At 61.6% G+C, this 14,668-nt stretch carries 12 protein-coding genes; 3 read left to right on the top strand and 9 right to left on the bottom strand.

Annotated elements, in window-relative coordinates:
* Nucleotides 1-41: 41 nt before the first annotated feature.
* The 4 genes from QN224_RS12040 to QN224_RS12055 all read right to left on the bottom strand — a co-directional run bounded on the left by QN224_RS12040 (nt 42) and on the right by QN224_RS12055 (nt 4,128).
* Nucleotides 42-1,661, bottom strand: coding sequence for a cisplatin damage response ATP-dependent DNA ligase (locus QN224_RS12040; RefSeq protein ID WP_283976824.1), 1,620 nt, complete (start codon nt 1,659-1,661; stop codon nt 42-44).
* A 5-nt stretch (nt 1,662-1,666) separates the two neighbouring features.
* Nucleotides 1,667-2,677: a ligase-associated DNA damage response exonuclease gene (locus tag QN224_RS12045; RefSeq protein ID WP_283976825.1), complete on the bottom strand. Its 1,011-nt coding sequence runs from the start codon at nt 2,675-2,677 to the stop codon at nt 1,667-1,669.
* A 164-nt stretch (nt 2,678-2,841) separates the two neighbouring features.
* Nucleotides 2,842-3,795 (bottom strand): nucleoside hydrolase, encoded by a 954-nt coding sequence (locus tag QN224_RS12050; RefSeq protein ID WP_283976826.1) that lies wholly within the window; start codon nt 3,793-3,795, stop codon nt 2,842-2,844.
* A gap of 54 nt (nt 3,796-3,849) precedes the next feature.
* Nucleotides 3,850-4,128, bottom strand: a complete 279-nt coding sequence (locus QN224_RS12055) for an FAD-dependent oxidoreductase (RefSeq protein WP_283976827.1) — start codon at nt 4,126-4,128, stop codon at nt 3,850-3,852.
* A 278-nt stretch (nt 4,129-4,406) separates the two neighbouring features.
* Between QN224_RS12055 and QN224_RS12060 the strand changes: the two genes are divergently transcribed.
* Nucleotides 4,407-5,054, top strand: a complete 648-nt coding sequence (locus QN224_RS12060) for a hypothetical protein (RefSeq protein ID WP_283976828.1) — start codon at nt 4,407-4,409, stop codon at nt 5,052-5,054.
* 185 nt (nt 5,055-5,239) lie between these two features.
* On the opposite strand, the gene lysS is transcribed toward QN224_RS12060, so the two are convergent.
* The 5 genes from lysS to QN224_RS12085 form a co-directional block, all read right to left on the bottom strand.
* The gene (gene lysS / locus QN224_RS12065; protein WP_283976829.1) at nt 5,240-6,736 is read right to left on the bottom strand and encodes a lysine--tRNA ligase; all 1,497 of its coding nucleotides are present in this window, start codon (nt 6,734-6,736) and stop codon (nt 5,240-5,242) included.
* A gap of 10 nt (nt 6,737-6,746) precedes the next feature.
* Entirely contained in the window at nt 6,747-8,204 is a 1,458-nt protein-coding gene (gene gltX / locus QN224_RS12070; RefSeq protein ID WP_283976830.1) for a glutamate--tRNA ligase, read from the bottom strand.
* A gap of 530 nt (nt 8,205-8,734) precedes the next feature.
* A complete protein-coding gene (locus tag QN224_RS12075) occupies nt 8,735-9,490 on the bottom strand; it encodes a TerC family protein (RefSeq protein WP_173509032.1) in 756 nt (251 codons plus the stop codon).
* Between the two features lie 217 nt (nt 9,491-9,707).
* Entirely contained in the window at nt 9,708-10,547 is an 840-nt protein-coding gene (locus tag QN224_RS12080; protein ID WP_283976831.1) for an AraC family transcriptional regulator, read from the bottom strand.
* Nucleotides 10,548-10,764: 217 nt separating this feature from the next.
* Complete coding sequence (locus tag QN224_RS12085) at nt 10,765-11,460, bottom strand: TetR/AcrR family transcriptional regulator (protein ID WP_283976832.1); 696 nt, start codon at nt 11,458-11,460, stop codon at nt 10,765-10,767.
* A gap of 238 nt (nt 11,461-11,698) precedes the next feature.
* Here QN224_RS12085 and QN224_RS12090 point away from each other — a divergent pair, with 238 nt between their 5' ends.
* Both QN224_RS12090 and QN224_RS12095 read left to right on the top strand, forming a co-directional pair.
* Complete coding sequence (locus QN224_RS12090) at nt 11,699-12,913, top strand: HlyD family secretion protein (protein ID WP_283976833.1); 1,215 nt, start codon at nt 11,699-11,701, stop codon at nt 12,911-12,913.
* Nucleotides 12,914-13,048: 135 nt separating this feature from the next.
* Complete coding sequence (locus tag QN224_RS12095; protein WP_283976834.1) at nt 13,049-14,635, top strand: DHA2 family efflux MFS transporter permease subunit; 1,587 nt, start codon at nt 13,049-13,051, stop codon at nt 14,633-14,635.
* The last annotated feature ends 33 nt before the right edge of the window (nt 14,636-14,668 follow it).

Below are 14,668 nucleotides of genomic sequence, written 5' to 3' on the forward strand. Positions count from 1 at the left end.
GATTCTGGCGGACGTTGCGTTTCGCGGCATCTCGTCGTTCTTCAGCGGGGAGCCTTCGTCTCGATCATCGCTTGCAATGTTTCGAGCCTGTCGGCGTCGCGCGGCAGTTTGTCCGTCCTGAGGCGGGCAATGCGCGGGAAACGCATCGCCACGCCCGACTTGTGGCGGCTGGAACGGTTCAAGCCCTCGAAGGCGACCTCGACCACAAAGCCGGCGTCCGGCTCGGCGCGGACCGCACGCACCGGACCGAAGCGCTCGACCGTGTTGTCGCGGACGAAGCGGTCGAGAATTTCGAGTTCGGCATCGGTGAAGCCAAAATAGGCTTTGCCGACTGGGACCAAAACTGTTTGCCCTTCGCTTTCGGTCCAGACGCCGAAGGTGAAGTCGGAATAGTAGCTCGATCGTTTGCCGTGGCCGCGCTGCGCGTACATCAGCACGGCGTCGATATTGAAGGGCTCCCGTTTCCATTTGAACCAAGGTCCCTTGGCCCGGCCGGCAACATAAGCGGAGTCGAGCCGCTTCAGCATGACACCTTCGATTACCGGATCCGGCGGGTTCGAGCGAAGCCGGTCCAGTTCCTCCCAGGTCGAAAAGGGGACGAGCGGCGACAGGTCGAAATGCTGCGGCGAGGCGGTATCGATCAGGGCACTGAGCGCCCGGCGGCGCGCCTGGAATGGTTCGGCCCGAATGTCGCGTTCGCCCGAAAAGAGGATATCGTATCCGCGGATGAAGGCGGGATAATCATCGAGCATCTTGCGATTGACGGTCTTGCGGTTCAGGCGTTGCTGCAGGTCCGCGAAGGTGCCCGTTGCCCGGTTGCTGCGGATCGTCCCTCCGACCAGCAGTTCGCCGTCGATGACGCCGGTGAAGTCCGCCGCGTCCAGGATCTCCGGAAAGGCCCCGGAGATCTCGTCGCCGCTGCGTGAATAGAGCCGTCGCATCCCGCCGATATTCGCCAGTTGAACGCGGATGCCGTCCCATTTCCACTCGGCGGCGAAATCGGCCGGATCCAGTCCTTTGAGATCACCTTCGCCGACCGGGGTCGCGAGCATGACGGCATGAAAGACCGCCGGCGTTGTCAGGACGGGCATGTCCGCTTCGCCGCTGAGCCAGAGAAAAAGCGGCAGGTAAGGCGGGGTCAGTCCATGCCAGAGCGTTTCTATTTGGGCGACATCCTTGCCGCCCATTTCCGCCAGCGCCTGTTTCGCCAGTCGCGCGGAAACGCCGATTCTCAACCCTCCGGTCACGAGCTTCAGGAAGGCGAAACGGCCCGACGTGTCGAGTTGATCTAGCATGTCGCGGACGAGCGAGCGCACCTCGGATCGGCCCGCCAACTGCAGCCGCTCAACGACGTCTCCGAGCGGAACATCCGCTGTGACGCGCTCCTGTGGAGGCTCCCACACAAGTGAAACCGTCTCCGCGAGATCCCCGACATAGTCGTAGGAGTAGCGAAACAGCACCTCGTCCATGCGCTCCAGCAGCAGGTCGCGGATCAGTTGGGGCTTGACGGTATTAAGGGTCAGCGTGCCGGCGATCGCGGCAAGCGCATAACCGCGGCTCGGATCGCCGGCTTCGCGGAAATAATCCGCAAGCAACCGGATCTTGGCATTTCGCTGCGGCGTGAGAACCAGCCGGTCGAGCAGTTCGGCGAAGGCCTTCATGGTTCTCACTCTCCCTCGTCGTCGTATCCGACGAGGTGAAGGGGACGCGCCGGGATGCCCTGCAATTCACACCACCGTACCAGGGCTTCCTCGCGGCCGTGCGTCACCCAGACTTCGGCCGGTGCGACCTCGCGTATCGTTCCCGTGAGTTCGGCCCAGTCGCAGTGATCGGATATGACGAGCGGCAGTTCGACGCCGCGTTGCTTGGCACGTTGGCGGATCATCATCCAGCCGGAGGCGAAGACGGCGAGCGGATCGGCGAAGCGCCGCGCCCAACGGTCGGCGAAGGCGGACGGGGGGCCGATGATGATGTTGCCGGCGAAATCCTGCCGGCCCTCGCCAGCAAGGGTCGCGTGGCGGATCTCGCCGAGCTCGATGCCCTCGCCCTGATAGTATTCGCAGAGTTTCGCGAGCGCCCCGTGGATGTGGATGGGCTGGTCGTACCCCTGCTGGCGAAGAAGGGCGATGACCCTTTGCGCCTTGCCGAGCGCATAGGCGCCGACCACATGGGCGCGCTCGGGAAACTGCCTTAGCGACATCAGCAGCCGGGCGATCTCGGCGCCATCGTCCGGATGATGAAAGACCGGAAGGCCGAAGGTTGCCTCGGTGATGAAGACGTCGCAATGGACGGGCTCGAAGGGCCGGCAGGTCCGATCCGGCCGTCGTTTGTAGTCGCCCGAGACGACGATCCGCGTTCCTTCCGCCTCGACGGCGATCTGCGCCGAGCCGAGCACATGACCGGCAGGATGAAAACGGACGGTCACGCCATTGACGGCGATCGTCTCGCCGAGCGGAGCGACCTGGCTTGCACCGCAAAAGCCGTCGCCGTAACGAATGCGCATGATGTCCAGCGTCTCGCGAGTCGCGAGCACGTGGCCATGTCCGGCGCGGGCATGATCGGCATGCCCGTGCGTGATGAGCGCTCTTTCGACCGGCTGTATCGGGTCGATGTAGAAGTCGCCGCGTTCGCAGTAGAGGCCCTTGGGGGCGGGATAAAGCAGGTTGTCCGGTCTCATGCAGACTAAGATAGCTGGCAGATGCGCCCCTGCCAGCTATGCGGACAAGATTTTCGCCGCCCGCGTCTACAGCGCCGCGCGTCCAATCGGACGCGCTAAGTTTGCTGTAGCAGTTTGAATTGCCGCATGATTTTGATTTAAGGGATCACGCAGTAAGTCATGCCTTAGCGGTTCAACGACAGCGTGTCGGCGATAAGCTTCAGCACCCCCTCGGCATCTATGCCGGTGCAGACCTTCTGGCTTGGAAGACCGTCCCAGGGGCTCGGCGGAAACAGCCGCGCGTCCGGTTTCTGGATCGTCTGACCGTCGGCGATGCCACCGCAGATGACGCGTACCGAGCCGCTACGGGTACGGAACAGGTCCGGCGCGACGACATAGGCGCAGGCGCAGCTGTCATGGACGATCATGCCGTCGTCGACATGCTGCTCGTAAAAGGTGATGTAGAACTGCGAGATGTCGGACAGGAGCCTTGCCGGCGCGCCGCCACGCTCGGCGATATCGACCAGCATGGCCCGCGTCATTACCGTGCGCGTGGTCACATCGAGACCGATGACGGTCACGGGCCACGGCGCCGTCATCACCGCATCGGCCGCTTCCGGGTCTCCATGGATATTGGCTTCTGCTGCCGGCGTGATGTTGCCGGGAACGTCGAACGCACCGCCCATGATCACGACGTCCTTGACCAACCCGGCAATGTCGGGAGCGTCGCGCAGCGCCAGCGCCAGATTGGTCATGCGGCCAACGGCGATGAGCGTTACCGCGCCGGGATTGGCGCGCACCGTGTCGATGATGAACCGATGCGCCGGACGAGGATCAAGCGGCACGTCGATCTTTTCCGGCACGTCGATATTGCCGAGCCCATCTTCGCCATGAATGCCCGTCGGCCAGCCGACATGGGGGCGGCCGTGATCGAAGGTCTCGCCAAGACCCTTGGCGACCGGGGCCGCGATGTTCCACGCCTTCTTCAGGAAGAGGGCGTTGCGCGTCGTCGTCTCGACCGAGGCATTGCCGAAAACGGAGGTGATGCCGATGAGATCGATGTCCGGGTGCCGGTGCAGGAAGAGAAGCGCCATCGCGTCGTCGACGCCCGGGTCCGTATCGAAAATAACCTTGTGCATGTCTTCTTCTTTTCTTTTTCTCTAAGTGGGATGAGGAAGGTGAGAACGGCGACGCTATTGAAAGCGCCGAATGCTGAAAGGAGCGAGTTCGGCGTTCTCGCCAGTCGTGGGAGGATCTGCGACGTCCATAATCCATTTCGGTGCGGCGAAAAGCATGTCGGGACGGGCGAGCGGATCGATTTCCGGGACAGCCAGATTACCGGCATTGCCGACCGAGGCAGGCAAACCGCTGATATCTTTCTCGAAAACGGTCGTCTCGTGACACCCGGCGATGAGGTGAGCTGCCGACGCACAACCGATGATGCCTGATCCAACTATCCTGATATTCGCCATGACACGCCGGTTCCCTCAAACGAAGAATTTGCGGCATTCCTTTTAGTTGAGCCCGTCGCAAGAGCAAGGCCTGCACGCGAACACGCGCGATGAACGGCTATTCCCGGGGGGCAGTAGGAGTTCCGCGCGAGTTCCCGCAGCCAACGCGGCGAGGAAGCGCCGGGTCACCGCATTCTTCTTATCCCGCTGAACGGACTTAAACTTTCCGAAAGGTCGTTGACCTATCGTCGTAACGGCCTGCGGGCTTTGCAATTTTGACGACGACAGCGGAGCCGCAGGTGAAGGCTATTTTCAGCAGATTGCGTCCTTCCAAGAAGCTGGTGGTCATCCTGTCCGCCGCGCTCAGTGTTTCCGCAGCGTCCGGCGGCGCCGCCGTCTATGTTGGCCGCGACAAGCTCATGGCCCGTCTCGCCGAGCCGTCCCCATCCGGGCTCGAATGTACGACGATCCGGACGCTGAAGCTCGATCACAATGGCCAACGCTGGGTCAGGATGCATGTAAAGACCGACAGGGCGAGCGGACCGGACCGCATCAGGACGGCGCTGCGCGTGACCGGCGCGCTGTCGCAGAAGGAGAAGGCGGACCTATATCAAGTCGTCGTGCTCGACGCGGCAGGACCCGAGGAACGCGCCGCCGTGCGGGGCGCAGCCATCGGCGCCGAGGTGCTTTTTGCCCCCGGTCCTCAGAGCGTCAAGGGAATGGCGGAGCCGTTTCGGGCCTCCTACAACGACGGGACCGCGAACGCCGCCGGCATGTTCCACGGCAAGATCGTTCGTCTTCAGCTTGACGATGTACGCGCTCTGATGAGCGCTATGGAGGATCGTTCGCTTTGCATCGATCCGTCCGCGGCAGCGACGGAGGGCGCGGGGGCGGACGAAGCCGCCGACCAAACCGTCGAGAGCGCCGAGGCGCCCGCCGGCCATTAAGACAATCCGTCGCGACAAAAGCAAAAAGCCCGCCGGGTGAAAGGCGGGCCTTTATGCATGGCTATGTTTGTCCGCGCGGGCCCAAAGCGCGTCGCGTTCAATTGGACCCATGCAACGCGCTTTAGATCCTTGTTTTTATGCATGTCGTTGTCCCAAAACCGCTGCACACTTTTGGGCGACATGCATTAGTCGGCCTTGTGGCGTCGGGCCGGGAACAGGATCACGTCGCGGATCGACGGAGCGTTCGTGAGAAGCATGATCAGCCGGTCGACGCCGATGCCGAGGCCACCGGCCGGCGGCATGCCCTGGTCGATCGCATCGAGGAATTCGTCGTCGAGCTGCTTTGCCTGCTCGCCTCGCGCATGCGCCTGCTCGAGCTGCTCGACCATGCGAGCGCGCTGCTCTTCCGGATCGTTGAGTTCCGAGAAGGCGTTGCCGAGTTCCCAGGTGTTGCAATAGGTCTCGAAACGCTCGACGAGGCGCGGCTCGCCCGGCACTTCCTTGGCAAACGGCGAGATGTCCTTCGGGAAATGCGTGACGTGGGCCGGCTGAATCAGCGTCGGTTCCACCTTTTCTTCGAAGACGAAGGCAAGGCATTCGCCCCAGGTCCAGTCCTTCTCGACCTCGAAGCCGGCGGCCTCGGTTGCGGCGCGCGCCTCCTCGTCGGTCTTCATCGCGAGGAAGTCGATCCCGGTCGCTTCCTTGACGGCGTCCGGCATGGGCACGCGGCGGAACGGTCCCTTGAAGGAGATTTCCTTGTCGCCGTAGGTGAACTCCGTCGTGCCATGGATGGAGATCGCCAGTTCGGCGAACATCCGCTCGACGAGGTCCATCACGTCCTCGTAGTCGGCGTAGGCCCAGTAGCACTCCATCATCGTGAATTCCGGATTGTGCCGGGTGGAGACGCCTTCGTTGCGGAAGTTGCGGTTGATCTCGAAGACCTTGTCGGTCAGGCCCGAGACCAGCGTGCGCTTCAGGTACAGTTCCGGCGCGATGCGCAGGAACATGTCCAGCTTCAGCGTGTTGTGGTGCGTCTTGAAGGGCTCGGCGGTCGCGCCGCCATAGACCGAATGCAGCATCGGCGTCTCGACTTCCATGAAGCCGTCGTTCTCCATGAAGCGGCGGATCCCCGATACGATCCGGCTGCGCTGCTGGAAGCGGAGCTTCGACTCCTCGTTGGTCATGATGTCGAGGTGGCGCTTGCGGTAGCGCAACTCGATGTCCGAAAGCCCGTGCCACTTCTCCGGCATCGGTAGAAGCGATTTGGTCAGCATGGTGATCGCTTGCGCATTGATCGTGAGTTCGCCGCGCTTGGTGCGGCGGACGATGCCCGTGACGCCGATGATGTCCCCGATATCGATCATCGGCAGCAGCGCCCGCGCCTCTTCCGGGGTCGTGTCCTTGTGCGAGAAAATCTGGATCTTGCCGGAAGCGTCGTGGATATCCATGAACATGCCGGAATTGCGCGAGGAAAAGACGCGGCCGGCGACGGTCACGATGTCCTGCGTTTCGGTGTCCGGCTCCAGGCTTTCATATTTCGCCGCGAGTTCCGCATTTGTCATCGTCCGGTGGAAATGCGCCGGATAGACGTCGCCGATCTGCTCGCGCAAGAGCTTCAGCTTCTGTGCGCGCACTTCCGTAGCGTCGGAGGAAAGGCTGGCTGTTGCTGTCTTCTCGTTCATGGTGCTGTCCTTACTTTCCGCTGCCCGCCATCGATGCGACGACCTGTGCCGCGACCTTCAGGCGCTGGCGGACGACCGCGCGGCCGAGGAGTTCCATCGAATCGAACAGCGGCAGCGAGCGCTGCGAGCCCGATACGGCGACGAAGAGCGGCGCGACGATGGCCTTCAGCTTCTTGCCCATGCGCTCGGCGATCGTGCGCAGTTCCGCTTCGATCGATTCCTTGTTCCATTCGAGGATCTTTTCAAGATCCGGCTGCACGGTATTGAGGATATCGAGCAGTTCCTCGGGCGAGGCCTTCACGCCGGCAAAGGCCGCCGGCTGCAGGCCGAGATCCGACTTGAACAGGAAGGCGGCGAGGTCCGGTAGTTCGCCAAGCTTCGAGATCCGCGACTGGGCGAGCTTCAGGCCTTCCTTGAGGCGATCGTTTTCGGCCGCCCAGACAAAGACGCGTGCGGCGAAGTCTTCCTCGGAAAGCTTCTCGCGGATCCAACGCGCGTTCAGCCAGTCGAGTTTCTGGATGTCGAAGATCGCGCCGGCCTTCGAGAGGTTTTCCGGATCGAACTTTTCCGCCAGTTCTTCAACCGTCAGCAGTTCCTCGCCTTCAGCGATCTGGATGAAGAACAGGCCGAGGAAGTTCATCAGCGCTTCCGGCAGGTAGCCGAGGGCGGTGTAATAGGAGATGGAAGTCGGGTTCTTGCGCTTCGACAGCTTCGACTTGTCGGCATTGCGCATCAGCGACAGGTGCATGAACTTCGGCGGCTCAAGGCCGAGATACTGATAGATCAGGATGTGCTTCGGCACGGAAGCAAGCCACTCCTCGCCGCGTGCGACATGGGTGATCTTCATCAGATGGTCGTCGACGACGTTGGCCATGTGGTAGGTCGGCATGCCGTCGGCCTTCAAGAGCACCTGCATGTCGACCGCATCCCACGGAATCTCGACGTCGCCGTAAACGCCGTCATGAAACTTGCAAGTGCCTTCCGTCGGGATCTTCATGCGCACAACGTGCGGTTCGCCGGCGGCAACGCGCGACGTCACTTCCTCGGCCGAGAGGCTAAGGCAGAGACCATCGTATTTCGGCGGCTTGCCGGCGGCGCGCTGCGCCTCGCGCATCTGCTCCAGCCGCTCGGGCGTGCAGAAACAGCGGAAGCCGTGGCCGTTCTCGACGATCTTCTCCACGTAGGGCTTGTAGATGTCCTTGCGGTCGCTCTGGCGATAGGGGCCGTAGGGGCCGCCGACATCGGGGCCTTCGGACCATTTCAACCCACACCATTTCAGCGCGTCGAGCACCTTCTGTTCGAACTCCGGCGTCGAGCGCGTCGCATCGGTATCCTCGATGCGCAGGATGAACTCGCCGCCGTGTTTCTTCGCGAAGAGGTAGTTGAACAGCGCGATATAGGCTGTGCCGACATGCGGTTCGCCGGTGGGTGAGGGTGCAATGCGCACCCGGACTGCTGAATCTGCCATGGTCTTTGCCCGTTTCGACGTGCTTCTGGCGCCTTGCCGGGGTGAATTTCCAGCTTGTGGGCGCGCATTTTATGGGAAGGAAAGGCCCACAAGGGTGCCGCACCAGCGGTATCGGCGGGCAATTCCAGTCGGCTGGCGTGAGACCATAGAAAGCCCCGTATGTCAACGGAAAGTGGATGGGCCCGTTCCTGTTGGCGTCGCCATGGTGAGGCGGGCCAGAGGCGACAAGTGCACGGCGGGGCAAGCCCTGGTCCGATCGGGTAAGGCAGGCGTGGCATATGACGACGTTTTATTGGAACGTTCGCGTGCGTCATGCGTTTATCGGGTCGAGGACGCGGACCGTGTCAACCGGACGCGACGGAAGTGGAGAACATGGGAATTTTTCCGGTTTCCTCCCGTGACCAACGAAAATGGTAGTCGAACTCCCAACCCGTCCGGTTCGTATCCTCACTTGTCTCCCGCAGTAAAGAGGCCTGCATTCGGGCGAATGCAGGCCTTCTTGTTTGTGTCGTCGGTTATGACGCTGCGTGCTAGTGCAGCTTTCCCGCCCGCTGTTTTCTCAGGCGGGCGTTGCGGGCGACCATGTTCAGCACCTCGACGAGGGCCGAGAACGCCATTGCGGCATAGACGTAGCCCTTGGGCACATGGAAGCCCATGCCTTCGGCAATCAGCGTAGTGCCGATCATCAGCAGGAAGGCAAGCGCCAGCATCACGATCGTCGGGTTGTTTTCGATGAAGTTGGCGAGCGGCGTCGCCGCGAAGAGCATGACAGCAACGGCAACGACAACGGCCACGATCATGATCGGCAGATGCGGGGTCATGCCGACGGCTGTGATGATGCTGTCGACCGAGAAGACGAGGTCGAGCAGCAGGATCTGGCCGATCGCGGCGGCAAAGCTGTTGATCGCCGACGTCGCGATGAAGTCCTCGTCGTGATCGCTCGGATCGACATTGTGGTGGATCTCCTTGGTGGCCTTCCAGACAAGGAAGAGACCGCCGGCGATCAGAATCATGTCCTTCCAGGAGAAGGCGTGGCCGAGGGCTTCGAAGACCGGTTCGGTCAGTTGCACGATCCAGGCAACGGTGCCGAGCAATGCCAGCCGCATGATCAACGCAAGGCCGATACCGATGCGACGGGCGCTGACGCGGCTGTCGGCGGGGAGCTTGTTCGTGAGAATTGAAATGAAGATCAGGTTGTCGATGCCGAGCACGACCTCCATCACGATAAGGGTAATCAGGGCAACCCAGGCGGCGGGGTCCTGTGCAAGCGTCAGGATTTCCTGCATCGGCGATCTTTCCTTTCTCGGTGGCGCGTCGTCGCGCAAGATTCGCCGCAGTATTTAAGGATACTTCCTGACGTGGCAAGCGCCCTCGCGTTTTTCGCGGTGGCGTTGTCCTACAGCGCAGCGCGTCTTATCGGATGCGCGAAGAACGCTGTAGGACTTTGAATTGCTGCATGTTTTTATCCTCAAATCGCCTCCGATTTAAGGAAACATGCAGTAGTCACGCTTTCAACGGCACCCAGATTTCGACCACGCCCATGCCGGAGTGCGGGTCGAAACGCTCGTCGTAACGCTCGAACAGGTCCGGTGTTTCGCCGTGCTCGTAACCGGATTCGGGAAACCACGTCCCGAAAACATAGTGAGCGGTGGTCGCGATCCCGGAAACATGGCCGCGATGAATAAAGACCGCGTAACGCTGCTTCGGCAGTTTCAGCGTCGAGAAACCCGCGGGCAGCGCGTCGGCGTCCTGGACTTCGGCGGCCGCCATGTAACGGAACCTGCCGGTTTCACCATCGGCCTGGGTGCAGACGCCATAGGCAACATTGCCGCGCTGGCCGGGAATATTGCCGAAATAGGCGTTGAAGCGCTGCCACAGCGAGGGAATGCCCTCGGTGCGGTTGTAGGCATAAACTTCCGCCAGACCGGCAAGCAGGAGTGCGGGGCTCTCCACGAACTGCGGCGGTTCGATTTTCAAAGTGCGTGTATCGTCCATTCTGATTGGCTCCATCAACATGACGTTGCAGACATGCCTCTGTTTGCGGATGGATTCCGGCGTCACGCCGAATTGCTCGCGAAAGGCACGGGTGAAGGCTTCATGCGAGCCGTAGCCCGCATCGAGAGCCACTTCGAGGATGTTCGATGTGCCATTGGCAAGCGCCAGCGCGGCCTCGCTCAGACGACGCCCGCGAACATAGGCGCTAATCGATCGGCCGGTTGCAAGACCGAAGACGCGAGACAGATGGTAGCGCGACAGGCCGGCAGTCTCGGCGATATCGTCCAGCGATATATCCTCAGCGAAATGGCTCTCGATGAACCAGATCGCCCTGCCGATGGCACTCATGTTCACTCCTCACAGCGCCGTGCGTCTTCTAAGGTGCACAAAGACGCTGTAACATGTTGAATTGCTGCATGATTTTATCCTTAAGTCGGTTCCGATTTAAGGAATCATGCAGTAGTAGACAATCAAGGTCTTACGGCCTCGTCAAAGGACGCATTTGATCGCGGTTGCTGGATTTGGCAGAGAACGGTGCTGCGCGACGTGAAGGCACGGGCCGTGGCTAGCCGCCGTTGGATTTTCGGCCGTAGGCGGCCAGGAAGACGCGGATGGCCGATTCCACGTTCTTTTCGATGCGATCGGTCGGGGGGGCGTCGCACATGCCGAAAAGGCGGCCCTTGAAAAAACCGGCCATTGAAAGCTCGATAAACTGTTTCGCTGCGAGTTCCGTATCGTCGATCGAGAGCTCGCCTGTCGCCACCTGCTGGTCGAGATAGGCCTTCAGCACCGTGTAGCCGTTTTCTGGCGTTGCAGTGAAAAAACGTTGCGCCAACTGCGGCATCCGATCGATCACGCCGAGCACGGTCCGCATTGCTCGGATCGTGTAGTCGGACGTTATGCTGGTAACGAGGGTCACGGCGAAATCGTGAAGTGCTTCCTCGATCGGTTCAATGTCGTTCAGCGACTGCTTGATGCTGCTGACGATGCGGTTACGCTCGCGCGCGATCAGGGCTTCGAACAGGTCTTCCTTGTTCTCGAAATAGACGTAAAGCGTGCCCTTCGAAACGCCGGCCTCGCGCGTGATATCGTTCATGCTGGCGGCGTCGAAGTTGCTCCTCATGAAAACGCGTTTGGCGCCTTCGAGGATTTGCTCGCGTTTGACCGGATCCTCGCCGGCGGCGTGCCGCCCACCGCTCGAAGGGTGCTGTTGCTTATCCTGCAGGGAGTTTTCCTGCGGTGCGCTTTTCGCTGACGTCATGGCTGCCGGACGTTTCCATTCCTTACATCGGAATGACCTTGGCTGAAGTGTATCCAAAATCACTAACGCGGACGATTGCAAATAAGGCAAGGGCCGCGGAGAGGACCCCGTACATTTTCTCGTCTGGGCAATCGAACCGCCTGGTTCGATTGCCACTTGATATGCGGCCCAAAAGGCGTTATGTCAAGCTTAATCGAACCGAACGGTTCAGTTCAATCCAACCAAAAATCGGTGTCTCATGTCCGCTCCCAGCACCTCCAGCGCTGTCCGTGTCCGCCCCGTCGGCGACGATTTCGAAGTCGTGGATGCACCGAAGACCGAGGTCGCAGCACCTACGAGCGAGGCCCCGTCGGTCGCGGAGTCCCCCGCTGCCGATGTTTCGGCACCCCGGAAAAAGCGTCGTAGTCCCGTGCTCCCGATGATCGGACTCGTACTGCTCGCCGCCGCTGCCTGGTACGGCTACGATTGGTGGACCAACGGACGTTTCATGGTCTCGACCGATGACGCCTATATCGAGGGCGACATCGCGACCATCTCGCCGAAGGTGTCCGGCTATGTCGCCAAGGTCAACGTCGTCGCCAACCAGCATGTGAACGCGGGCGAGCCGCTCGTCACGCTCGATGACGGCGACTATCGCATCGCTGCGGAGCAGGCCGAGGCGCAGATCGCGACGCAGAAGCTGGCGCTCAGCCGCTTCGATGCGCAGATCGCCGGGGCGAAGGCGAGTCTCAACCAGGCCGAAGCGCAGAAGAAAGCCCTTGAGGCGACCGTCCGCGGCGCAGAGCTGACGCAGAAGCGCGCCAGTGACCTCCAGTCCAAGGCCGTCGGAACGGTCGCCTCGCGCGACAACGCCGATGTCGCGCTCGATCAGGCGCGCGCGAACCTCGTCGGTGCGGGGGCCAATATCGCCGCGGCCAAGGCGAATATCACCGTGCTCCAGGCCCAGCGCACCGAGGCGGAAAGCACGATCCGTTCGCTGGAGCTTGCCCGCGACAAGGCCGATCGCGACCTGGGCTTCACCGTGCTCAAGGCACCCTATGACGGCGTTATCGGCAATGTCGCGGTTCAGGTCGGCGATCTCGTTTCCGCGGGACAGCGTCTCGCGGCCCTCGTTCCAGTGGACCAGCTCTATATCGATGCCAATTTCAAGGAAACGCAGATCGCGCATCTGGTGCCGGGATCCAAGGTTCAGATCCACGTCGACGCCTATGACGACCATCCGATCGAAGGCACGGTCGCTTCGATCTCGCCGGCGTCCGGCTCGGTCTTCTCGCTGCTGCCCGCGGAAAACGCTACCGGCAACTTCACCAAGGTCATCCAGCGTGTCCCGGTGCGCATCAAGCTCCCGGCCGACGCACTGGCGGAAGGGCACTTGCGCGCGGGCTTGAGCGTCGTGGTCGATGTCGATACGCGCACGGCGCCAAGCCAGTCGAAGGTCGCGGCGGCGCAGTAAGCGCAGGTAATTCAAAGCGTTAACGTGATCTCCGCGCGTCCGATCGAACGCGCGGCGCTGCAGAGCGGGATGAGAAAAAGTGTGAGCGGTCTTCCGCCCATATCCCGTCACCCACAGAATCGAGGAGTGGCAGAGATGGCCGCAACGGCAACGGCGGGTTCGATCGCGGCAAGCGCGCCCGGAGCCGAGGAGCATATGGACCCGAGACGGCTGATCGCGTTCTTCGCGATGGTCGTCGGCATGTTCATGGCGATCCTCGACATTCAGATCGTGTCGGCCTCGCTCGCCGAAATCCAGGCTGGCCTATCGGCTGGATCGGACGAGATCGGATGGGTGCAGACCTCTTACCTGATTGCCGAAGTCATCATGATCCCTCTGTCGGGCACGCTTGCCCGCATCGTCTCGACGCGGGTGCTGTTTTCCGTTGCCGCCGCCGGCTTCACGGCTTCCAGCGCACTCGCCGCGACCGCCACCAATATCGACCAGATGATCATCTACCGGGCGATCCAGGGCTTCATCGGGGGTGGCATGATCCCATCGGTCTTCGCCGCCGCCTTCACGATCTTCCCGCCGTCGAAGCGCAATATCGTCTCGCCAATCATCGGCCTGATCGCAACGCTCGCGCCGACCATCGGTCCTACGGTCGGCGGCTACCTGAGCCACGCCTTCTCCTGGCACTGGTTGTTTCTCGTCAACGTCATTCCCGGCATCATCGTGGCGACGCTGACCTGGACCTTCATCGATTTCGACAAGCCCGAACCGGGGCTGATGAAGAAGTTCGACTGGTGGGGGCTCGCCTCCATGGCGATCTTCCTCGGTTCGCTCGAATATGTGCTGGAGGAGGGCAATGCCAACGACTGGTTCAATGACGATCACATCGTCCTCGGTGCTGTCGCCACCGCGCTTGCGGCCATCGTCTTTTTCTATCGCGCCTTCAAGGTCGATTTCCCGGTGGTCGATCTGAAGGCCTTCGCCAATCGTAACTTCGCCTTCGGTTCGCTCTTTTCCTTCGTGATGGGCATCGGTCTTTACGGCCTCACCTATCTCTATCCGCTCTACCTCGGGCGCATCCGGGGCTACGATTCGCTGATGATCGGCGAGACGATGTTCGTCTCCGGCCTCGCCATGTTCGTTACCGCGCCGATCGCCGGTGTCCTCGCCGGCCGGCTGGACCCCCGGGTGATGATGACGATCGGCTTCGCCGGCTTTGCGGCCGGAACCTGGACGATGAGCCAGTTGACCGCCGATTGGGATTTCTGGGAACTGCTCGTGCCGCAGATCCTGCGAGGCTGCTCGCTGATGCTCTGCATGGTGCCGATCAACAACATCGCGCTCGGCACGCTGCCGCCCGCCCGCATCCGCAATGCCTCCGGCCTTTACAATCTGACGCGCAATCTCGGCGGCGCCGTCGGCCTCGCCGTCATCAACACGATGCTGACGCAACGCCAGGATTTCCACTACGCCCGGCTCGCGGAGCACATCCAGTGGGGTAACCCGGAGGCGCTCGAGCGGCTCCGGAACATGGCTGCGAACTTCACCGCCAACGGCCTCGACGGAACGACGATCGCGGTCAAGCAGATGGCGGCGATGGTTCAGAAGCAAGCGGTGATCCTGTCATTCATCGACGTGTTCCTGATCCTGACGGTCCTTTTCCTGTCACTGATCATCGGCGTCATGATGATCAGCAAGCCGCAGGGCGCCGGTCCCGGCGGCGATCACTGAGTCACGGGAGGCGCGCTGCCCCTCATCATCCCC

Origin of the sequence: Sinorhizobium sp. 7-81, assembly GCF_030124405.1 — a bacterium.
Classification (GTDB): domain Bacteria; phylum Pseudomonadota; class Alphaproteobacteria; order Rhizobiales; family Rhizobiaceae; genus Sinorhizobium; species Sinorhizobium psoraleae.

Bases quoted from the DNA above. Each gene is read 5' to 3' on its own strand.
- QN224_RS12040 (WP_283976824.1), bottom strand. From the start codon at position 1,661: ATGAAGGCCTTCGCCGAACTGCTCGACCGGCTGGTTCTCACGCCGCAG.
- QN224_RS12045 (WP_283976825.1), bottom strand. From the start codon at position 2,677: ATGAGACCGGACAACCTGCTTTATCCCGCCCCCAAGGGCCTCTACTGC.
- QN224_RS12095 (WP_283976834.1), top strand. From the start codon at position 13,049: ATGGCCGCAACGGCAACGGCGGGTTCGATCGCGGCAAGCGCGCCCGGA.
- QN224_RS12075 (WP_173509032.1), bottom strand. From the start codon at position 9,490: ATGCAGGAAATCCTGACGCTTGCACAGGACCCCGCCGCCTGGGTTGCC.
- QN224_RS12080 (WP_283976831.1), bottom strand. From the start codon at position 10,547: ATGAGTGCCATCGGCAGGGCGATCTGGTTCATCGAGAGCCATTTCGCT.
- QN224_RS12055 (WP_283976827.1), bottom strand. From the start codon at position 4,128: ATGGCGAATATCAGGATAGTTGGATCAGGCATCATCGGTTGTGCGTCG.
- QN224_RS12050 (WP_283976826.1), bottom strand. From the start codon at position 3,795: ATGCACAAGGTTATTTTCGATACGGACCCGGGCGTCGACGACGCGATG.
- QN224_RS12085 (WP_283976832.1), bottom strand. From the start codon at position 11,460: ATGACGTCAGCGAAAAGCGCACCGCAGGAAAACTCCCTGCAGGATAAG.
- QN224_RS12090 (WP_283976833.1), top strand. From the start codon at position 11,699: ATGTCCGCTCCCAGCACCTCCAGCGCTGTCCGTGTCCGCCCCGTCGGC.
- lysS (WP_283976829.1), bottom strand. From the start codon at position 6,736: ATGAACGAGAAGACAGCAACAGCCAGCCTTTCCTCCGACGCTACGGAA.
- gltX (WP_283976830.1), bottom strand. From the start codon at position 8,204: ATGGCAGATTCAGCAGTCCGGGTGCGCATTGCACCCTCACCCACCGGC.